Origin of the sequence: Actinobacillus ureae ATCC 25976 (assembly GCF_000188255.1) — a bacterium.
GTDB lineage: Bacteria > Pseudomonadota > Gammaproteobacteria > Enterobacterales > Pasteurellaceae > Actinobacillus > Actinobacillus ureae.
Window position 1 is genome coordinate 355647 of record NZ_GL831080.1, and the last position, 18216, is coordinate 373862.

Here is an 18216-nt window from a genome sequence, read left to right on the forward strand (position 1 = left end):
CTATCCCAAATTCACTGTAAAAAAAGACCGCTTGTTAAGATAACAAGCGGTCCACTATTTACTTATTTTTGTAAATTTTTACTCTTTTGGTAAGCGTTTAACCGCAAAAGCTAAACCACCCCAAATAATCACAAGCGCAATGCTCATCATAATAATTGCTGGAGTACTCATACTCTTCTCCTATTCGTTTTCCAGATTAAATTCCGTTTCGTTATGCCATTTTAAGCGAGACAGAATAAACGCTACGATAACTAATGCAACTGCCATGCCCCAACCAAAGCTATTCACAAACCAACTTGGATAATTTTCGTATCCTTCGTTAGACACTTTGATCGCTTCACTGAATAACATAAAGGCTAATACCCCTGTGGTAACTACAACCGATAAGCGCCAGAATGTGCCAACCTTAATTGATGAAGTCTTATTGATATGGTGACCAAGCATACTCAGTTTACCTTTCGCCACAATCGCAACTAACGAAGCAAAGGCTACCGCAACAATACCAAAGTTGTTTACAAATTTATCCATCACATCCAACATTGGTAAACCGGTTGTGGTACCGAATAACACCACAGATACCGCCATCATCGGTAAACCGACAATAAATGTTGAAGCTACACGGCCAAATTTTAATTTGTCTTGAACTGTCGCAATAATTACTTCAATTACTGAAATGAAAGAAGTTAATGCCGCAAAAGTTAATGAACCGAAGAATAATACGCCAAGTAATGTTCCCATTGGTACTTCATTAATAATCGTAGGGAAAGCAAAGAATGCTAGACCGATACCGCCTTTCGCCACTTCACTCACTTCCTGACCGGCTGCGGTTGCCATAAAGCCTAATGCCGCAAACACCCCGATACCGGCTAACACTTCAAAACTGGAGTTTGCAAAGCCTACTACCATACCGGTACCGGTCAGATCCGCATCTTTCTTCAAATATGAAGAATAGGTAATCATGATACCGAAGCAAATTGAAAGCGAGAAAAAGATTTGACCATACGCCGCAATCCATACACTCGGGTCAGCTAATTTCGTCCAATCCGGTGTAAATAACGCATTTAAGCCTTTCGCTGCCCCCGGTAAAAACAATGACGAAATCACTAAAACAATAAACATTGTGACTAATACCGGCATCAAAATGCTTGATGATTTTGCGATACCTTTCTCTACCCCTAATGCTAATACGATTAAAGCAATAATCCATACGGCAATAAGTGGGCCAACAACCATACCGACAAATTCAAAGCTGATACCATTTGCGATATCACCCATTTTTAAGAATTCGCCGACAAAGAAATCAACCGGTTTATCCCCCCATGCTTTAGTCAGAGAGAAATAGGTATAAACTGCCGCCCAACCAAGTACGACCGCATAATAGATGCCGATAATTACATTTACTAATACTTGCCACCAACCAAATACTTCAAAATGACGGTTTAAACGGCGGAATGACAATGGCGCCGCACCACGGTGACGGTGACCAATGGCAAAATCTAAAAACAATAACGGAATCCCTGCAGTTAATAGTGCCACAATGTAAGGAATAATAAATGCACCACCACCATTTTCATAAGTGGTATAAGGGAAACGCCAAATGTTTCCTAAACCAACGGCAGAACCGATGGCAGCGAGAATAAAAGCATTACGGCCGGAAAAAGTAGCACGTTTTGCTGGAGTTGCGTTGCTAGAAGACACGAGAGATACCTCAAATGTTAAATATTAAACACACTAAGTTTTTATTTGAATAAAAGAAAATTGGTTGCGAATAGAGCTCGCAAGGGCAAGAAATATGCCGAAGAATTGTTAAGAAGTAAAGAGAATAAAATAAAATATAGAAGTGTATTTTTAGAATTTAACAGTGATTTAAAACTGGAAAATTGTTATCTATTTAGCATATTAATCTAATATCAATATAGATTCAGATGTTTATATAAATTCATTGTTAAATTTGTAGCACAACTGTTTGAATTCTATTAGCTCAAAAAATAAACTAAAATAGAACAATAGTACGAGTCAAATCCACAAAAACAAGCGGTCGATTTTGCAAAAAATTTTACCAAATCGACCGCTTACCGGCTTAGCCTTCTTCCGGTGGGGAAATTGGCTCAACTTTTGCTTGTTTCACCATATTTTCTGCCACTTCCAACACCGTCACTTTTAAATTGTTCAGTTCAAATTGAGTGTCTTCATCTGGAATCTTTTCAAGATGTTCCAAAATTAAACCATTGAAAGTCCGTACTTCATCTACCGGTAAATTCCAGCCAAACAACTTATTCAGATCACGTAAATTTGCCGAGCCTTCAATAATGACCGAACCATCCGATTGTTGCTTCACTTCCTCTTCCAAACTTGGAGCTGTTGAGGTAGTGAATTCGCCGACAATCTCTTCCAAAATATCTTCTAAAGTGACTAAACCTTTAATATCGCCATATTCATCAACGACCAAACCGATACGTTCTTTATTGGTTTTAAAATTCATTAACTGAGTCGTTAAAGGCGTACCTTCCGGAATAAAATAAACCTCATCCACGGCACGAATGAGCGCTTCCTTACTTGGTTCGTCTTTTTCTAACAGCAAGCGGAAAGCCTCTCGTACACGCAACATACCCAGCACATTTTTATCCATATTACCTTTATACAGCACCACTCGAGCATGTGCGGCGTGGTTTAATTGACGCATAATGGATTTCCAATCGTCATCAATATCAATACCGCCAATATCGTTGCGAGGTACCATAATATCTTCGACCGTCACTTTTTCCATATCTAGAATAGAAATCAGCATTTCTTGGTGTTCGCTCGGAATAAATTTCCCTGCTTCCAATACCACGCCACGCAATTCTTCCGCACTTAATCCGGTATTTTCATCTTTTTTAACACGTAATAATTTCATTAAAGCGCTAATGATTAAATTCATTAAAAATACTAACGGCATTAATAATTTTTTTAATGGCGTTAGGATATAACTAGCAAAAAAACCGATTTTTTCCGGATAAATCGCCGCAATGGTTTTCGGTAAAATTTCTGAGAAAACCAGCATTACAAAGGTCAATGCACCGGTTGCAATCGCCACACCGGCATCACCGGCTAAACGCATACCAATCACTGTAGCAATCGCAGAAGCGGCAATATTGACTAAGTTATTACAAATAAGGATAAGACTGAGTAATACATCCGTCTTGTTGAGAAGTTTTTCCGCAAGTTTCGCCCCTTTGTGACCGCTTTCGGCAAGGTGACGCATTTTATAGCGGTTGAGCGACATGAGCCCTGTTTCAGAACTTGAGAAAAATGCAGAAAGGAATAAAAGAATTGTGAGTGAAATAAAAAGAGTACTCAGGGGAATACTGTCCAAAATAAAAGTCCTATATAAATGAATAATTAAGCGGCCAAATTTGAAAAATAATTTGCAAAAAATACAGAAAATCCGACCGCTTCCGCTCGTGATTATGAAATCACATGACTACCGAAATAACCGACAGTCAATAATATTGTACCTAAAATTGAATAAATTAGCACCCGATTTCCACGCCAACGGAATTTCCATTGTCCGAGTAATAAAATCGTATAAACAATCCAAGCGATAAACGAAAAAATCGCTTTGTGAATTTGTTCCGGCACAAAGAAATTATGCAGATAAATCATACCGGAAATTAACGTTACCGTCAGCATCGCCTGTGCTGCTAACGTCAAGGTAAAGAAATGACGCTCAACCGTCATTAACGGTGGCAACATACTGCAAAACACCGGCTTTTTACTTTTCAGTTTTTTATCTAACCACTTTAATTGTAAGGCATACAGTAAAGCTAAAAAGAACAACGCATAAGAAAACAATGCAATACCTAAATGGAATACCAAGCTCGGATTATCCGCTAAGTTTTTAATAAAATTCCCTGTCGCAAAACTTGAAACCACCACGCTGCAAATACCAAAGGTATAAACAACCATAAGCGGAAACCAAATCGTTCTCCAGCGAGGTAACGCCAGTGTCGCAAACGCACTGAGCAAGAAACTCATCAACGAATTGACATTAGAAAGCGAAAAGTCTTGTCCGTTCTCTGTTGAAATAAATTCTTGAGACAAGCTAATCGCATGAAATAACACAGCAAGTAAACTGATACCAAAAACCGCTTTAATATTCGGTTTTTGGTTATTAGCTCGATTCTCTAAATTGGCTACGGTTGGCGCCACCCATAATAAAGCGCCTAAATAAGCAAGGATCGCTAAAATAGCAAATAACATCATCGTCCCGTGTTTAACGTAAAATAAGAATAATTTTCAGCTAGGTGATAAAAGTACCAGTTTTATCTCTTTTTTGCTATGGTTAGTGGTCAAATTACCTAGAAAAAATTAGTATAATTTACCTTATATCAAACCCAAGTGAGAGATCTTTTCCCTATACCGACATATTTTAGAAAAATCCGATTTTCTCTTTGACTATTTTGCTTTCTATCTGTAGTATGTACGCCTTATGCAAAAGGTAAAACTACCCCTCACCATTGACCCATATAAAGACGCACAGCGTCGAATGGATTACGAAGGCTACATTTCAAGTGGTCTCCTTAGTCGTTTGGGTGAATCTGTGAGCAATGTGCTAAGCGATGCACAAGTTACTCTCTCGTTATATATCGATCCGCAACGCTTAACCGTCATTAAAGGGACGGCTAAAGTTGAGGTGGAATTTGATTGCCAACGATGCGGTAACCCGTTTACACAAACACTCGACTGTTCATTTTGTTTCAGTCCAGTGTCTAATATGGATCAGGCGGACAATTTGCCCGAAATTTATGAACCTATCGAAGTAAACGAGTTTGGTGAAGTAAATTTATTAGATATGATTGAAGATGAGTTTATCATTGAATTACCTCTAGTCCCGATGCATAGTGAAGAACACTGTGAAGTGTCCGTGAGTGAACAGGTGTTTGGCGAATTGCCTGAAGAATTGGCGAAGAAACCCAACCCGTTCGCTGTATTAGCTAATTTAAAGAAAAACTAGATCTAGGAGTATAGCCAATGGCTGTTCAACAAAATAAGAAATCTCGTTCACGTCGTGATATGCGTCGTTCACACGATGCATTAACAACAGCAGCAGTTTCAGTAGATAAAACAACTGGTGAAACTCACTTACGTCACCACGTAACTGCTGACGGTTACTACCGTGGTCGTAAAGTAATCAACAAATAATCTCGGTTAGTTTCGAGGTATCAGTTGAATCGTCTAACCCTTGCGTTAGATGTGATGGGCGGGGACTTTGGTCCCCGTGTTACTATCCCTGCATTATCTCTAGCATTGGCACAAAATCCGATGCTATCTTTTATACTATTTGGTGATCAGCGCCAAGCAAGTCCTTTTCTGAATGCTCTTCCTAACGATCAGTTAAAACGTGTTCAATTTGTCCATACGCCGCATACTATTGATGCAAATCTTCCTTTTATGCAAGCATTGCGAAAAAGTAAAGGAAGTTCTATGCGTTTGGCATTAGAAGCTGTCGCTAATGGTGAAGCACAAGGTTGCATTAGCGGTGGAAATACCGCTGCATTAATGGGCTTAGCGAAAATATTAATAGAACCGCTACCAAATATTGAACGACTGGCACTTGCCACACTTATTCCGAGTATGAATGGAAAATCGAGTGTAATGCTTGATTTGGGTGCAAATGTAGAGGCTGACAGCGATTTACTTATCCAGTTTGCCGAAATGGGCAATATTTTTGCCGAAGTGATGCTAGATTTAGTTTATCCGCGTTTAGCACTATTAAATATCGGCGTAGAAAATAGCAAAGGTACACAAACTATTCGTAATACGGATAAACGTTTACAACTACGCAATGATTTAAATTATATCGGTTTTCTAGAAAGTGATAAGCTGATGAATAATATGGCGGATGTCATTGTTTGTGATGGATTTACCGGTAATATCGCTCTAAAAGCAGTAGAAGGATCCGCCAAAAATATTCTTTCACTATTAAAAAGATCCTCTGAAGGTTCTTTTATTTGTCAAAGTACTAAACGTTATTTATTACGAGCTATTTTTTATCGCTCTTATCGAAAATTGCAACAAATTAATCCGGATCGCCATAATGGAGCAACCTTACTTGGATTATCTTCTGTGGTGGTAAAAAGCCATGGTGGAGCAAGCACTAATGCATATTTTTATGCGATAGATCACGCAATTGGGCAGATCCAAAGGCAAATTCCTGATAAAATTTCGCAAGGTTTAAACAAATTACATCAAAATTTATAGAGAATAAAATATGTACAGCAAAATTTTAGCAACAGGTAGTTATTTACCTGCTCAAATTCGTACTAATGCTGATTTAGAAAAGATGGTCGATACTACTGATGAGTGGATTTTCACTCGTTCCGGTATGAAAGAGCGTCGTATTGCTGCTGCAGATGAAACAGTTGCGACGATGGGCGCACAAGCGGCTAAAAAAGCACTAGAAATGGCAAAAATTGATCACAATGAAATTGATCTGATCGTAGTTGGTACTACCACAAATTCGCACGCTTATCCGAGTGCAGCTTGCCAAATTCAAGGTATGCTAGAGATTAAAGATGCGATTGCTTTTGATGTGGCTGCCGCTTGTACGGGTTTTGTTTATGCGTTAAGTGTTGCTGATCAATTTGTGCGTACCGGAAAAGTAAAAAAAGCTTTGGTTATCGGTTCTGATTTAAACTCTCGTGCATTGGATGAAACCGATCGTAGTACGGTTGTGTTATTCGGTGACGGAGCCGGTGCGGTTATTCTTGAAGCAAGTGAAGAGCAAGGTATTATTTCAACTCACTTACATTCATCTTCCGATAGTGAATATATGCTTGCCCTACCGGCACAAAAACGTGGTAATGAGAAATCCGGCTTTATTCAAATGCAGGGCAATGCCACCTTTAAATTAGCGGTAGGACAGCTTTCAAGCGTAGTGGAAGAAACGCTTGAAGCGAATAACTTACAAAAATCGGATTTAGACTGGTTAGTACCGCACCAAGCGAATATTCGTATTATTGCGGCAACCGCAAAAAAACTCGAAATGGATATGTCGCAAGTGGTATTAACTGTTGAGAAATATGGTAACAATAGTGCGGCAACCGTTCCTGTTGCGTTAGATGAAGCGGTTCGTGACGGACGTATTCAACGCGGCCAATTATTGTTACTTGAAGCATTTGGTGGCGGTTGGACTTGGGGTTCTGCCCTTGTTCGTTTTTAACCAATATCGTCTCTAACAAGCGGTCAAAAAAGATAGAATTTTTACAAATGTCAGAAAAACAAACTTTTGCAGATAAAAAACGTAAAACAGTAGAACAAGCCGAATTCACCGAAGACGGTCGCTATCTTCGTAAAGTGCGTAGTTTCGTATTACGCACCGGACGTTTGAGCGATTACCAACGTGATATGATGAATAACAACTGGGCGAGTCTCGGCTTAGATTATCAAAACACACCTTTTAATTTTGAACAAATTTTTGGTAACAACAATCCGGTCGTGTTAGAAATCGGCTTCGGTATGGGACGTTCATTGGTTGAAATGGCGGAACAAAATCTGGATCGTAACTACATTGGGATTGAAGTACATACGCCGGGTGTCGGCGCTTGCATCGCTTATGCGTTGGAAAAAGGCGTCAAAAACTTGCGTGTAATTTGCCATGATGCGACTGAAATCTTACGTGATGCGATTGCTGACGGTGCATTAGGCGGTTTACAACTTTATTTTCCGGATCCGTGGCAAAAAGCGAAACACCATAAACGCCGTATTGTACAGCCGGAATTTATCACTCGAGTGCTGACTAAATTAAGTGATAATGGTTTTATCCACTTTGCAACAGACTGGGAAAACTACGCAGAACATATGTTGGGAGTATTACGTCAATTCGATAAGGAACTACGCAATACTTCAGAAACTAACGATTTTATTCCACGCTCGGATTTTCGTCCTTTAACCAAGTTTGAGGAACGCGGTCATCGTCTTGGACACGGTGTGTGGGACTTATATTTCGTTAAACAAGTACAATCAGTTTAACGATTGATTTTAACTATCCATTCTCATTAAATAAGGGGAGATACAAATGGCTATTCAACGTAACGCGCGTCAGCGTAAAAAAATGCACTTAGCAGAATTCCAAGAATTAGGCTTCTTAGTAAAATTCCAATTTGCAGAAAACACAGGGATTGATCAAATTGATTTAACTGTCGATCGTTTTATCGCAGAAGTTATCAAACCAAACGGCTTAGCTTATGAAGGTAGCGGTTACTTACACTGGGAAGGTTTAGTTTGCTTAGAAAAATTAGGCAAATGTGATGAATCTCACCAACAATTAGTAAAAACTTGGTTAGAAAACAATGGCTTAACTCAAGTTGAAGTAAGCGATTTATTCGATATTTGGTGGGACTACCCAGTTCAAGGCTAATACTTTAGCGACAAGCGATTAGATTTTGCAAAAAAATTGCAAAATCCGACCGCTTTCTATCATGAGGGCGGGTATATTCCCGCCCGAATAGTTTATAAAGACATTTTTATAAGAGGAAGATAGATGGAATTTCTAGCCCCTGTTCTTTCGATCGTTATCGGCTTTTTTAGCTTCGTATTAATTTTGCGTACTTGGCTGCAATTCTGCCGTGTTGATCCTTATATGCCGTTATCACAATCGCTATTACGTCTTACCTCACCACTAGTCAATCCGGTAAGCAAAGTGATCCCGACCGTAAAAAATATTAACTTTGCCGCATTACTGATTGCGTTGCTATTACTTGCATTCGAGAAATTTGTGCTAGGTGTACCTGTTGCAATGGCAGTCCTGACTGGCTTATTAGGTGTGGTGAAAACCTTTGGTCAGATTCTATTTTTCACCACTTTAATTCGTGCCTTAATGAGTTGGGTGACACGTGGCGATCATCCGTTAGATTATATGGTGGCACAAATTACCGAGCCGGTATTAGGCTTTATCCGTAAATTATTACCGCGTACCGGTATGTTGGATTTTTCGGTGATGGTACTCGGGTTCGGCTTAATTCTTCTAAATAACCTTTTTTATAGTATATTTGGCGTGCTTTGGGCGGTTGCTTAAATGGAAGCAGTAGAACGTATTGAAAATCCGTGTGGCATCCGCCTGCGGATTTTTCTACAACCCAAGGCAAGTCGCGATCAAATTGTCGGTTTACACGATAATGAACTCAAAATTGCGATTACCACACCACCGGTCGACGGTGCGGCTAATGCGCATTTGCTGAAATATTTAAGCAAGTTATTTAAAGTACCTAAAAGTAGTATCGTGCTAGAGAAAGGCGAGCTACAGCGACATAAGCAATTATTTGTGCCGGAGCCGAAGTTGCTTCCGAAAGAAATCGAAGTATTGCTGAATAAATAAAAAAACGGTGGGATGTTTGCAAAGTTTTGCAGAAATCCCACCGCTTGTTTATGTGAAATTATTTCACTTTTTCATTAGTTAGTAATTTGCCTTTATATTCACCGGTCAGTGATTCTAAGAAAGCAACTAGCTCATTAAGCTCTGTCTCAGAGAATTGTTTATTGCTTTGGTAAATACCCATAATACGAAGCGCTTCTTTTAAGTCTTTCGCACTTGCATCGTGCATATGGTTAACGCCACGTTACGTAAAGTCGGCACTTTGAAACGGTGCATATCGCTTGGATTCTTAGTTACCGCATAACGACCGTGATCCGCTTCGGTTAATTCCGTACCGAGATCTTTGAAGTAATCGCCGTATAAGCCCATATACTCGAATGATTGTCCACCCATTGCCGTACCGGTATGGCAGGTATCACATTTCGCATTTTTGAAATGCTCATAACCACGTTTTTGTACGTCAGTTAACGCATTTTGTTCACCTTTTAAGAAACGGTCGAATGCACTATTTGGTGTGATAAGCGTTTTCTCAAATTCACCAATCGCATCGGTCACATTTGCTTGGTCAATATGTGGATAAACCGCTAAGAAACGCTGCATAAAGCCTTCGTCTTTGCTTAATCTCGCTAAGATCTCATCCCAAGTTTTTGACCCCATCTCAACCGGATTGGTTGGCGGACCGCCCGCTTGATCAGCTAATGTTTTCGCACGACCGTCCCAGAATTGCCATTTATTAAATGCCGCATTAAATACGGTTGGTGCATTGATACCGCCTTTTAAGCCGTGAATCCCTTCCGACACAGGTAAGTTATCCACCCCGCCTTGCGTTAATTGGTGACAAGTACGGCACTGGATTGAACCGTCACCTGATAAACGTCCGTAAAAATAAAGCCCCTCACCTAGTGCCACTTTATGTGGATTGGTTACTAATTGATCTGGAATCGGTTGAACTAAACGCGTTGCATCTGTGCCTTCTGCTTTTGGTAAGAAGTGTGCTTGGCGCTGTGCAGTAATCCAATCTAGAATCACTTTCTTCTGTTCCTCATCCGGACGAGCGCCCCAGTTAACATGGATATATTTCGCAATTGGCATTTCATCATTACGAATAACTTGCTCCAACTTAGCCAAATCAGCTTCCGAAAGCTTGCTTGGATCTTTCATCCTTTCAATTAAACGATCGAAACGGAAAAAGCGAGTTCCCTTTTCAATATCCGCCGCCATCATTTGGCTTGCGATAGGTAATTTTGAATAAGCAGGTAATTCTGCATTTGGTGTGTGGCAGTATTGACAGCCATTTTAAACATCACACCCGCAACGGCTTGATGTGATTCCGGTAATTCGGCTGCAGCAAGTAATTTAGGCGCTTGTTCTTTATCGAACCAATACGCATATCCCACAAGTGAAAAATAGCCAATGCCGGCTACGGCTAAGGCTGAAAGTAAATATTTTTTCATATTAGTCCCCCATCAGAAATATGAAACTTTATTATCCCTAAAAAAGAAAGAATATTATTTGAGTTTAATCAATAGTTTTAATCTATAAGATCTATATCAATAATATGTATAAACTATGAAATAAAAAACGCCCACCAAAGTGAGCGTTTAAAATAAGCAAAATTCAATAAGCAATTACGCTTTTTTCAAGAATTCCGATTTCAACATAATTTTGCCACAATCAACATTGTGGTCACCGTTTACTAAGCGGATATTTTTGAATTTAGTTCCTTTCTTCAGTACTTCTGACGAACCTTTTAATTTTAAATCTTTGATTAAAAGAACATCATCACCATCAGCTAATAAATTACCGTTACTATCTTTAACGATTAACTGATCTTCATCATGCTCTTCAACTTCCTCACCTGTCCATTCATGTGCACAATCAGGGCAAACGAATTGAATTGAGTCATGGTAAGTATTTTCGCCTTTACATTGTGGGCAAGCTGGATATGTCATAAAAGTAAATCCTTAATCTGATAAAAAACCGTTATTTTATAATGAAATGCTATAAAAAGTAAGCCTGTGCCTTGTAGCCTAGGCATATAGCAATTAAAACCGATAAAAGAAAAATGCCCAAACTTCTTATAGTTGGGCATTTTCTAGTTAATTTATTAGTCGTCTAAGAAACTACGTAAAGTTTCTGAACGGCTTGGGTGACGAAGTTTGCGTAGTGCTTTCGCTTCAATCTGACGAATACGTTCACGTGTTACATCAAATTGTTTACCGACTTCCTCAAGTGTGTGGTCAGTATTCATATCGATACCAAAACGCATACGTAATACTTTCTCTTCACGTGGTGTTAAGCCTTCTAACACTTCATTGGTTGCGATACGTAAGCTTTCCGCCGTTGCCGAATCTAACGGTAATTCAAGACTTTCATCTTGAATAAAATCACCTAAATGTGAATCATCGTCATCACCAATTGGGGTTTCCATTGAGATTGGCTCTTTTGCAATCTTCAGCACTTTACGAATCTTATCTTCCGGCATTCCCATACGCTCCGCTAACTCCTCTGGAGTCGCTTCACGTCCCATTTCTTGTAGGCATTGACGAGAAATACGGTTAAGTTTATTGATGGTCTCAATCATATGCACTGGAATACGGATGGTACGAGCTTGGTCTGCGATTGAACGGGTAATCGCCTGACGAATCCACCATGTTGCATAAGTAGAGAATTTGTAACCGCGACGGTATTCAAACTTATCTACCGCTTTCATCAAACCGATGTTACCTTCTTGAATTAAGTCTAAGAATTGTAAGCCACGGTTGGTATATTTCTTCGCAATCGAAATTACTAAACGTAAGTTCGCTTCGATCATCTCTTTTTTCGCACGGCGAGCTTTTAACTCACCATTTGCAATACGACCGCCGATTTCACGGATCTGTGCCACCGTTAAACCAGTACTTTGTTCCATACGTTGTAAGTTTGCGATATTGACACGAATTTGATCAACGTAGTTAGCCAATTTCGGTGCTGCGCCTTTTTTCGCGTTGATTGCTTTTTCAATCCATTCTTCCGAAGTTTCGTTACCTTGGAATAATTTTAAGAAATCGGCTTTTTTCATTTGTGCATATTCAACCGCATAACGTTGAATCTGACGCTCTTCCGCACGCACTTGTTTCATCATTTTTTGCATTGATTCCACAAGTAAATCAAATTGTTTCGGTACTAAACGGAACTCACGGAAAATGTCTGAAAGTGCTTGAATCTGCTCTCTTGATTTTTTATGACCACGGCCGTGTTTTTGAATCGCTTGCAATGCTTTCTCGTGCTGCTCACGTAACGCATAGAATTTCTCACGAGCAAGCTCAGGATCGATTGAGTTGTCATCGCCCGTATCCGCACTGCTATCGCTTCCTTCCTCTTCGCTCTCATCATCCACATCGGCAACCGCTTCCGCATCTTCATCATCAAGCACGGCTTCTAGATCTTCCACCGTTGCTTCTTCCTGCGCATTCGGATCAACAAACGCCGTCACTAAGTCAGACAAACGCATTGTGCCTTCTTCGACTTGTGCGTAAAAACCGATTAACTCAGTTAATGCTTCCGGATATTCTGCAACCGCACATTGCACTTCATTGATACCTTCTTCGATACGTTTTGCGATATCAATTTCGCCTTCTCGAGTAAGTAATTCCACCGTACCCATCTCACGCATATACATACGTACCGGGTCAGTCGTTCTACCTAATTCCGATTCTACCGTTGAAAGTACTTTGGTCGCTTCTTCCACGACATCTTCATCAGCGATATTTTCTGCAAGCATCAGCTCATCAGTATCCGGGGCCGTTTCTAAAACCTTGATCCCCATATCGTTGATCATTTGAATAATATCTTCGATCTGCTCCGCATCAACCAACTCTTCCGGTAAGTGGTCGTGCACTTCTGAAATGGTTAAATAACCTTGTTCACGCCCTTGGGCAATCAGAAGTTCTAATTGAGATTGCTGTTCTAATTGTTGTTCCATAATTGTATCCGTTTTGTGTGCGAGCAAAAATAGCGTTGGATTATACCATTAATTGCGATTTTCTTGATAGTTTTGCAAAAAATTTCTTAAAAATGACCGCTTAATTACTGTGCAATTAACATCACCAGTTCTTGCTTTTCTTCTGCATTTAAACCTATTGTACGATCTTTAGCAATCAATACTTCGATCCGTTTTTCCACCAATTTCGCATAAAGAAAATCAAGCGTTTCAATGAAGGTACTTTCAATATTTTCCGGAGTAACCAGATGATCCCAATTCGCTAACAGCTCAAGGGTGCGATAATTCGGTTTATCTCGCCAATGTTCGAGTAAGGCCCCCATTGATACTCCGACTTTTTGTTGGCAGACATCAACCAACTCCAGTAATAACTCAAAGCCCGGTTCATCCAACGTTTTAAGGGCTGAAATATCCGGCACAAATTTCACTAATTCTGGGTTTTGCAATAATAAAGCGATTAATAAACGCATTGGCGTTCGCTTAATTTGCAATGGTTGTACCGCCAGTTTCTGTACGGATTGCACTCGACTTGGCAACATTGCCTCCAATTGCGCCGGATCTAAAATCCCAAGCTTTTGTCCAAGAATGTTGCGTAAATAAACACGCAACATTTCCCCCGGAATACGGTTAATCAGCGGCACTGCCAACGCTGCCAATTTTGATTTACCTTCTTTGCTAGAGAGATCAACCTGCGCAATCAATGAATCAAACAGAAAATCACTAAGCGACATCGCATTTTGCAAATAGGCTTCAAAGCCTTGCTTGCCATGCGCTCGTACAAAACTGTCCGGATCTTCGCCGTCCGGCAAGAAAATAAATTTCAGCTGACGCCCGTCATGCAAATACGGCAGCGCATTTTCAAACGCTCGCCATGCTGCTTCTCTTCCGGCTCTATCACCGTCATAGCAACAGATCACTTGTTCGGTGACACGGAACATTTGCTTGATTTGTTCACCGGTGGTTGCCGTACCAAGTGAGGCCACCACGTTATCTACCCCGAATTGCGCCAATGCGACCACATCCATATACCCTTCGACCACAACGAGTGAGGTAGGGTTTTCATTCTGTTGTAAAGTGTGGAATAAACCATATAGTTCATTACCTTTATGGTAAGTCGCCGATTCCGGTGAATTCAGATATTTAGGTCGCTCATCTCCCATCACTCGCCCACCAAAGGCAATCACACGTCCGCGTTTATCACGAATCGGGAACATTACTCGATTGCGAAATTTATCATAAATTCGACCGCTATCATTTTGCGTAATCATGCCTGTATCGAACAATTTCTGTACTTCATCACGATTCGTGCCGAATTTGCGTAATACGGAATCCATTGAATTATGCGCAAAGCCAATCTCAAAACGAGCAATGATTTCCGGTGACAATCCACGGCTTTGTAAGTAGCTTTGGCTAGGAATATCTTGAGTTAAGTTTTGTTGATAAAACTGACTAATCGCTTCTAACAGCTCATATAAATTACGTTTAGTTTTATAACTTGCCTGAGGCTTGCCATCACGAGCGATCACATTTTCACGCGGTACTTCCAAACCCTGCATCGCTGCAAGTTCTTCAATCGCCTCCGGAAATTCCAGTTTATCGTAATCCATTAAAAAGCTAATCGCATTACCATGCGCACCGCAACCAAAGCAGTGATAAAACTGTTTAGATTGACTGACGGTAAACGAAGGACTTTTTTCGTGATGAAACGGACAACAGGCTTGATAATCTCGCCCTGCTTTCTTGAGTTTGACTCGGCTATTGATCAGCTCAACGATGTCGGTACGCGCAACAAGATCATCAATAAACGAACGAGGAATTGTGCCTTTCATTGATTCTCCTTGTCATAATGGCAAGCGGTCAAATTTGCGCTAAATTTTGCAAAAAATTATGAAAATTTGACCGCTTATTTACTAATAGGTTACATAGGTGGGTTCACTAAAAACACTAAAACCGTGATTCCAAAAGGTTTCACGGTTTTAGTTAATTTAAGCTAAGTAGCAGACCGCTAATTAGTATAAACGAGTGTTACGTGCATTTTCACGTGCATTACGTTTAGCGTGACGTTTAGCTAAAGATGCTTTTTCACGTTTACGAATTGTAGTTGGTTTTTCGTAGAATTCACGAGCGCGAACTTCTGCTAATAAACCTGCTTTTTCGCAAGAGCGTTTGAAACGACGTAATGCAACGTCAAATGATTCATTTTCACGAACTTTAATTACTGGCATATGCCATCACCTCAGGAAATATATGTTTAAATAAAGTCGCACATCAATTTTTGGCGACATAGAACTAAAAAAGGTAGCGCATTCTACCGCAGCCAGCCTTTAAAGTAAAGGGTAATTTCACTTGGAAAGTGACTCAAAACTTACTATTTTTTCAACTATTTTTGTTCATTAACTCAATCATAAGGCTTTTAGGATCTCTAGATGATCCTAAAATCACCTGCTTGTCTGAATTAATCGCAATAAATATTGCCCATAGCTATTTTTCGCCATCGGTTTGGCTAGCGCTTCAACTTGCTCAGAACTCAACCAATTATTACGCCAAGCGATCTCTTCCAAACAAGCAGCTTGTAGGTTTTGCACATGCTCAATCGTTTTCACAAACGAAGCCGCCTCATGCAAACTATCGTGCGTACCGGTATCCAGCCAAGCAAAACCTCGTCCAAGTAGCTGGATATTTAAAGATCCGTCTTGTAAATACATTTGATTAATCGAGGTTATTTCAAGTTCACCACGCTCTGACGGCGTGACTTTTTTGGCGAAATCGATTACTCGATTATCATAAAAATATAAACCGGTGACCGCCCAATCTGATTTCGGTTGAAGCGGTTTTTCCTCAATCGAGAGTATACTGTAGGATTGATCAAATTCTACCACCCCGAATCGTTCAGGATCTTTAACTTGATAACCGAAAATTGTCGCACCATGTTCACGCCCGGCAATTTTACGTAAAGTAGGTGTAAAGCCCTCGCCATAGAAAATATTATCTCCCAAAATCAAACAAACGTTGTCCGTACCGATAAAGTCTTCACCGATTAAAAATGCTTGCGCTAAACCGTCTAGGCTTGGCTGGATAGCATAAGAAAGCTGAATACCGAAATCAGATCCATCTCCTAATAAGCGTTTAAAACTCTCATTATCTTCCGGTGTAGTAATCACCAAAATTTCTCGGATCCCAGCTAACATTAACACCGATAACGGATAATAGATCATCGGCTTATTATATACCGGCAGTAATTGCTTAGAGACGCCTCATGTAATCGGATACAACCGCGTATCGGATCCTCCGGCTAAAACGATCCCTTTCATGATTCCTCCCGTAGCCCTAAACGCTCACGGTTATATGTACCATCTAAAATCGCTTGCCACCAATCTCGATGCGTTAAATACCATTGCACCGTTTTACGTAACCCCGATTCAAACGTTTCTTGCGGCTGCCAGCCTAATTCATTGGCAATTTTACTGGCATCAATCGCATAGCGAACATCATGCCCCGGTCTATCGGTGACATAAGTAATCAAATCTTCATATTTTTCTATGGCATTTGGTTTATTAGGGACAAATTCTTCCAACAACTGACAAATCGCACGCACAACTTTAATATTCGTCTTTTCGTTATGACCGCCAATATTATAGGTTTCGCCCACTTTACCTTCGCACACTACTTTATAAAGCGCACGAGCATGATCTTCTACAAACAGCCAATCTCGAACTTGCAAACCATCGCCATAAACCGGCAGCGGTTTCCCTTCTAGCGCATTTAGAATCATCAGTGGAATCAGCTTTTCCGGAAAATGATAAGGGCCGTAATTATTTGAACAATTCGTGACGAGTATCGGTAAGCCATAAGTACGAAACCAAGCTCGAACTAAGTGATCGCTCGCTGCCTTCGAAGCTGAATACGGACTACTTGGCGCATAAGGCGTTTGCTCGGTAAATAGCTCTTCCATACCGTGTAAATCACCATAAACCTCATCTGTTGAAATATGATGAAAACGAAAAGCGGCCTTTTTAGCTGCACTTAAACCGTTCCAATAGCTACGAGCCGCCTCAAGTAAAGTGTAAGTGCCAATAACATTGGTTTGTATAAAAGCCGATGGTCCGTCAATCGAGCGATCAACGTGACTTTCCGCCGCAAGGTGCATAACTGTATCCGGCTGATATTTGCAAAAAAGTTGCGAAATTCGACCGCTATCACAAATATCAACTTGCTCAAAATGGTAACGCGAACTCTTACTCACACCTTCCAATGAGGCAAGATTTCCAGCATAGGTTAGTTTATCAATGTTAACGACAACATCTTGAGTATAATTAATAATATGGCGAATTACAGCTGATCCAATAAATCCTGCTCCGCCGGTAATAAAGATCGTTTTCATAAATACATCACAAATTAAAGATATATTCTATTTTATATGAGCAATAAAAAAGCAGAAAGAAGATCTTTCTGCTTTTAATTTTCTAATATGCTCCTGCTCGCTTACGCACCGCAGTAATTGTTTTAAAAAGAATCGCAATATCGTTCCATAATGACCAGTTTTTCACATACCAAGAGTCAAAATAAACACGTGTATCGTAATCCACATCATTACGGCCACTCACCTGCCATAAACCTGTCATACCTGGTTTTGCCATCAGATAGTAATCTAAATTCTCTTTATAATAAACAAGCTCATCTGTTACAACCGGTCGAGGCCCAACTAAGCTCATTTGTCCGACAAGAACATTAAATAACTGTGGTAGCTCATCTAAGCTTGTTTGACGAATAAAAATTAGCTGGTCTTATTTTTTATACAAAAAGTTGCATAAATAAAATCATCTAATATAATTCAGATGTTTTAAAACGAAATTTAGATATTAAATATCGAAACTTTTCA

General features: G+C 40.0%; 17 protein-coding genes and 3 pseudogenes. 8 read left to right on the forward strand and 12 right to left on the reverse strand.

Features of this window, described 5'->3' with window-relative positions:
• Positions 1 to 78: 78 nt before the first annotated feature.
• The 4 genes from HMPREF0027_RS11485 to HMPREF0027_RS01790 form a co-directional block, all read right to left on the reverse strand.
• Positions 79 to 171, reverse strand: a complete 93-nt coding sequence (locus HMPREF0027_RS11485) for a methionine/alanine import family NSS transporter small subunit (RefSeq protein WP_015674419.1) — start codon at positions 169 to 171, stop codon at positions 79 to 81.
• A gap of 9 nt (positions 172 to 180) precedes the next feature.
• Positions 181 to 1698, reverse strand: coding sequence for a sodium-dependent transporter (locus HMPREF0027_RS01780; protein ID WP_005621671.1), 1518 nt, complete (start codon positions 1696 to 1698; stop codon positions 181 to 183).
• A gap of 382 nt (positions 1699 to 2080) precedes the next feature.
• On the reverse strand, positions 2081 to 3355 hold the full coding sequence (locus HMPREF0027_RS01785; RefSeq protein WP_147290500.1) for an HlyC/CorC family transporter: 1275 nt from the start codon (positions 3353 to 3355) through the stop codon (positions 2081 to 2083).
• Positions 3356 to 3447: 92 nt separating this feature from the next.
• A complete protein-coding gene (locus HMPREF0027_RS01790; RefSeq protein WP_044024219.1) occupies positions 3448 to 4242 on the reverse strand; it encodes a cytochrome C assembly family protein in 795 nt (264 codons plus the stop codon).
• Positions 4243 to 4471: 229 nt separating this feature from the next.
• Here HMPREF0027_RS01790 and yceD point away from each other — a divergent pair, with 229 nt between their 5' ends.
• The 8 genes from yceD (at position 4472) to yggU (ending at position 9358) form a co-directional block, all read left to right on the forward strand.
• Positions 4472 to 4996, forward strand: a complete 525-nt coding sequence (gene yceD, locus HMPREF0027_RS01795) for a 23S rRNA accumulation protein YceD (protein ID WP_005621677.1) — start codon at positions 4472 to 4474, stop codon at positions 4994 to 4996.
• 17 nt (positions 4997 to 5013) lie between these two features.
• Positions 5014 to 5184 (forward strand): 50S ribosomal protein L32, encoded by a 171-nt coding sequence (gene rpmF, locus HMPREF0027_RS01800; RefSeq protein ID WP_005598552.1) that lies wholly within the window; start codon positions 5014 to 5016, stop codon positions 5182 to 5184.
• A 24-nt stretch (positions 5185 to 5208) separates the two neighbouring features.
• Complete coding sequence (gene plsX, locus HMPREF0027_RS01805; protein WP_005621679.1) at positions 5209 to 6243, forward strand: phosphate acyltransferase PlsX; 1035 nt, start codon at positions 5209 to 5211, stop codon at positions 6241 to 6243.
• Positions 6244 to 6253: 10 nt separating this feature from the next.
• Positions 6254 to 7204: a beta-ketoacyl-ACP synthase III gene (locus tag HMPREF0027_RS01810; RefSeq protein WP_005621681.1), complete on the forward strand. Its 951-nt coding sequence runs from the start codon at positions 6254 to 6256 to the stop codon at positions 7202 to 7204.
• 47 nt (positions 7205 to 7251) lie between these two features.
• Positions 7252 to 8013: a tRNA (guanosine(46)-N7)-methyltransferase TrmB gene (gene trmB / locus HMPREF0027_RS01815; RefSeq protein WP_005621683.1), complete on the forward strand. Its 762-nt coding sequence runs from the start codon at positions 7252 to 7254 to the stop codon at positions 8011 to 8013.
• Positions 8014 to 8059: 46 nt separating this feature from the next.
• Positions 8060 to 8401, forward strand: coding sequence for a YggL family protein (locus HMPREF0027_RS01820; RefSeq protein ID WP_005598541.1), 342 nt, complete (start codon positions 8060 to 8062; stop codon positions 8399 to 8401).
• 123 nt (positions 8402 to 8524) lie between these two features.
• Positions 8525 to 9058 carry a YggT family protein gene (locus HMPREF0027_RS01825; protein ID WP_005621685.1) on the forward strand — a complete coding sequence of 178 codons (534 nt, stop codon included), beginning with the start codon at positions 8525 to 8527 and terminating at the stop codon, positions 9056 to 9058.
• Entirely contained in the window at positions 9059 to 9358 is a 300-nt protein-coding gene (yggU, locus tag HMPREF0027_RS01830; RefSeq protein ID WP_005621687.1) for a DUF167 family protein YggU, read from the forward strand.
• Between the two features lie 58 nt (positions 9359 to 9416).
• Here the strand turns inward: yggU and HMPREF0027_RS01835 are convergent.
• The 8 genes and pseudogenes from HMPREF0027_RS01835 to HMPREF0027_RS01870 form a co-directional block, all read right to left on the reverse strand.
• Positions 9417 to 10809 (reverse strand): annotated as a pseudogene (locus HMPREF0027_RS01835) (cytochrome c peroxidase).
• Between the two features lie 174 nt (positions 10810 to 10983).
• Positions 10984 to 11307, reverse strand: coding sequence for a zinc ribbon domain-containing protein YjdM (locus HMPREF0027_RS01840; protein WP_005621693.1), 324 nt, complete (start codon positions 11305 to 11307; stop codon positions 10984 to 10986).
• 155 nt (positions 11308 to 11462) lie between these two features.
• The gene (rpoD, locus tag HMPREF0027_RS01845) at positions 11463 to 13319 is read right to left on the reverse strand and encodes an RNA polymerase sigma factor RpoD (RefSeq protein ID WP_005621694.1); all 1857 of its coding nucleotides are present in this window, start codon (positions 13317 to 13319) and stop codon (positions 11463 to 11465) included.
• A gap of 104 nt (positions 13320 to 13423) precedes the next feature.
• On the reverse strand, positions 13424 to 15166 hold the full coding sequence (gene dnaG / locus HMPREF0027_RS01850) for a DNA primase (RefSeq protein WP_005621696.1): 1743 nt from the start codon (positions 15164 to 15166) through the stop codon (positions 13424 to 13426).
• Between the two features lie 180 nt (positions 15167 to 15346).
• Positions 15347 to 15562, reverse strand: a complete 216-nt coding sequence (gene rpsU, locus HMPREF0027_RS01855; protein ID WP_005598703.1) for a 30S ribosomal protein S21 — start codon at positions 15560 to 15562, stop codon at positions 15347 to 15349.
• A 213-nt stretch (positions 15563 to 15775) separates the two neighbouring features.
• Positions 15776 to 16648, reverse strand: a pseudogene (gene rfbA, locus HMPREF0027_RS01860) (glucose-1-phosphate thymidylyltransferase RfbA).
• Positions 16645 to 17718, reverse strand: a complete 1074-nt coding sequence (rfbB, locus tag HMPREF0027_RS01865; protein WP_005621700.1) for a dTDP-glucose 4,6-dehydratase — start codon at positions 17716 to 17718, stop codon at positions 16645 to 16647. Before rfbB ends, rfbA begins: the two are co-directional and overlap by 4 nt.
• Before the next feature lie 82 nt (positions 17719 to 17800).
• A pseudogene (locus tag HMPREF0027_RS01870) lies at positions 17801 to 18109 on the reverse strand (sugar transferase); the annotation flags it as partial.
• Positions 18110 to 18216 lie beyond the last annotated feature (107 nt).

Coding starts and splice junctions, on each gene's coding strand:
- HMPREF0027_RS11485 (WP_015674419.1), bottom strand. CDS start 171: ATGAGTACTCCAGCAATTATTATGATGAGCATTGCGCTTGTGATTATT.
- HMPREF0027_RS01790 (WP_044024219.1), bottom strand. CDS start 4,242: ATGTTATTTGCTATTTTAGCGATCCTTGCTTATTTAGGCGCTTTATTA.
- yceD (WP_005621677.1), top strand. CDS start 4,472: ATGCAAAAGGTAAAACTACCCCTCACCATTGACCCATATAAAGACGCA.
- rpmF (WP_005598552.1), top strand. CDS start 5,014: ATGGCTGTTCAACAAAATAAGAAATCTCGTTCACGTCGTGATATGCGT.
- HMPREF0027_RS01810 (WP_005621681.1), top strand. CDS start 6,254: ATGTACAGCAAAATTTTAGCAACAGGTAGTTATTTACCTGCTCAAATT.
- trmB (WP_005621683.1), top strand. CDS start 7,252: ATGTCAGAAAAACAAACTTTTGCAGATAAAAAACGTAAAACAGTAGAA.
- HMPREF0027_RS01820 (WP_005598541.1), top strand. CDS start 8,060: ATGGCTATTCAACGTAACGCGCGTCAGCGTAAAAAAATGCACTTAGCA.
- HMPREF0027_RS01825 (WP_005621685.1), top strand. CDS start 8,525: ATGGAATTTCTAGCCCCTGTTCTTTCGATCGTTATCGGCTTTTTTAGC.
- yggU (WP_005621687.1), top strand. CDS start 9,059: ATGGAAGCAGTAGAACGTATTGAAAATCCGTGTGGCATCCGCCTGCGG.
- HMPREF0027_RS01840 (WP_005621693.1), bottom strand. CDS start 11,307: ATGACATATCCAGCTTGCCCACAATGTAAAGGCGAAAATACTTACCAT.
- rpoD (WP_005621694.1), bottom strand. CDS start 13,319: ATGGAACAACAATTAGAACAGCAATCTCAATTAGAACTTCTGATTGCC.
- dnaG (WP_005621696.1), bottom strand. CDS start 15,166: ATGAAAGGCACAATTCCTCGTTCGTTTATTGATGATCTTGTTGCGCGT.
- rpsU (WP_005598703.1), bottom strand. CDS start 15,562: ATGCCAGTAATTAAAGTTCGTGAAAATGAATCATTTGACGTTGCATTA.
- rfbB (WP_005621700.1), bottom strand. CDS start 17,718: ATGAAAACGATCTTTATTACCGGCGGAGCAGGATTTATTGGATCAGCT.